Consider the following 2,100-nt stretch of genomic DNA (forward strand, 5'->3'; position numbering starts at 1 on the left):
AGCCTGCGGTCATAAGACTGCGGGCTTAGCGCTTTATCTGAAAATATTGCTTGGTTGGATGTAAGAGGCGGGTACTTTTATTATTTTTTAGAGTGAGTGTCCCTTTTAGTTTGTTAGAGAAGCGCAAGGCTACCTACGAAGCCGCGAAGACACAAAACCCCAGCCGGTGGTCTCGCGACACGCGTAACTGGGGGTATATTGAATCCGTAGCGCTGAACCCTGAGAAAATTGACCACTGATTACATTTTTTATGACAACTAGCTTGAAAGACTCCGCTCGTAAGCTCACGCTGAAGCTGACCCTACACAATATGTGACGCTCAAACTTTCATAGGTATGCGAGAATTCACATCGGCTGAAACTTGCCCCCTAAATTGGAAAGTTATTGAAATGTTGAGGATTCTATGATTTACAGGTTTAAGTCCAAGCTTGATGTCCAGGATAAATTACAGGCTTTCCCTGTTTCCATTCCCGGGAGTGGGTTAGATCAGTACGGGCCGTGGGTCACTAATTATGAAGAAAAATTTGAAGAAACGTCTAAAAGAAATAAGGCGTTAAAACTCTTTAGTAAAAAATCCGAGTCTTTCAAAACGTTTAAAGCCCCTTTGTTTGAAGAGGGGAAATATGGTTTGGCGGTTTACTTCGATCGTGTCCTGCTTGAAGAAGAACTGCCTGAAATATGGGGTCTTTCTGATTATCTAATCGTATCTGGAAAAGTTAAACAAGTAATAGAAACTTGTGATGACGATGAACATCAGTTTTTGCCTATTCAGTTATTGAATAAAAATTGGGAGCAACTTTCAACGGATACTGAATACTATTGGTTGAATCTTAGGCGGTTTCTGTCCGTTGACGTAGACAAAAATGTAGTAAACGGTGGCGCTGGTTTTTTACCTGTTGCGGTAGAAGAAGACTTTATTCACACCTTAAAAAATAATGAAAGCCTTCAGGAACATATAGGTCAAATTCCTATATGGCGCCACTATTGTTTAGCTGGTGCAGAAGGCAGACATTCTCAGGCAAGGGTAATATTGTATTTCAATGAAAATTTTTATCAGAAGTTACTAGATAGTAACGTCAGGGGCATCAAACAATATTCTGTTGACTTTGGCTTGGAAGATGAGTCAGTAGTCAAGTTGGTTTGAGTGTTTTTTTTCTGGTTAGCTTAAAGATGAAGAGATAGTGGCTATGTTGTATCGTTTAGGTCCAGTCAACAAGACATACTGGAAAAGTACATCATTAATTCGTAATGAACTACCTGAAGGGGTTCGTTACGGTATTTCGTTTCATGAATATGGTGCGAAGTTTGAGGAAGTTTCCCCAGAAAGCCCAATACCCAACTGTAAATTATTCAAAGCTCCTCTTGTCGCACCATGGCATTTTGAGAAAGGTCGGAAGTTTGGTGGGAAGATAAGTCAGTTGCCCCATTTCTTCTCATTGGGCCCTCATTTATATGTTTCGCCACAAGCAAAGGAAATCATTGAGTCTTTAGATGGATTTCCTCATCAGTTTAAGAATGTTTCCTTTTGTGATAAAAAGGAGGTTCCGTTGCAGGGCGTAGATTATTTCAGACTATTTGTTCGTCGCTATATGCAGGTTGATAAAGTGGAAGCTACGGAACTAAATATACCGTTTTTGCCAAGAGAGATTGAAAAAGAATTCTTACCTGCCATTAAAAGTTCGAAGGAATTGCATGATGATTTGACATCGTTCCCCATTTGGCGATACGTGGGGCAGGAAGATATTTTTTACCTTAATGAAAAGCTTTTCAAAAGCTTATGCGAACTGGATAGTTCAGTGCGAAAAATGGTTGACGCGTTCTAGTTCTTATTCATCAAAATAAAAAAATATATTTTTAAGGTTTTCTTTGTGCGGACTTAGTTCCGCTAGTCCCCCTCTTGATATTTAATCAAATTTAGCTGCTTGCTGTAATAAATGACAGCGCAGTGTCGCAGATTGTAGTTGTGCCCAGGAGATGTAGTTATGGCGGTAAATGCTAGTAGGAATGGTGCCGAAGCCGCCGAGATTGTGCATATTGGCCAAGCCATTATGAACCAGACCGGTGAAGCGAATAACATTAATTATTTCACGAATACCACGT

General features: G+C 40.1%; 2 protein-coding genes. Both read left to right on the plus strand.

Annotated features, from left to right (window positions below; genetic code table 11):
* The first annotated feature begins 403 nt into the window (after positions 1–403).
* Complete coding sequence (locus AC3A8L_RS21435) at positions 404–1,144, plus strand: imm11 family protein (RefSeq protein WP_487964312.1); 741 nt, start codon at positions 404–406, stop codon at positions 1,142–1,144.
* A 43-nt stretch (positions 1,145–1,187) separates the two neighbouring features.
* Entirely contained in the window at positions 1,188–1,823 is a 636-nt protein-coding gene (locus AC3A8L_RS21440; protein ID WP_487964313.1) for a hypothetical protein, read from the plus strand.
* Positions 1,824–2,100 lie beyond the last annotated feature (277 nt).

It is taken from the genome of Marinagarivorans sp. (genome assembly GCF_982758155.1).

What these genes read in the sequence shown, in the direction of transcription:
- AC3A8L_RS21440 (WP_487964313.1), top strand. Translation starts at nt 1,188, where the DNA reads ATGTTGTATCGTTTAGGTCCAGTCAACAAGACATACTGGAAAAGTACA.
- AC3A8L_RS21435 (WP_487964312.1), top strand. Translation starts at nt 404, where the DNA reads ATGATTTACAGGTTTAAGTCCAAGCTTGATGTCCAGGATAAATTACAG.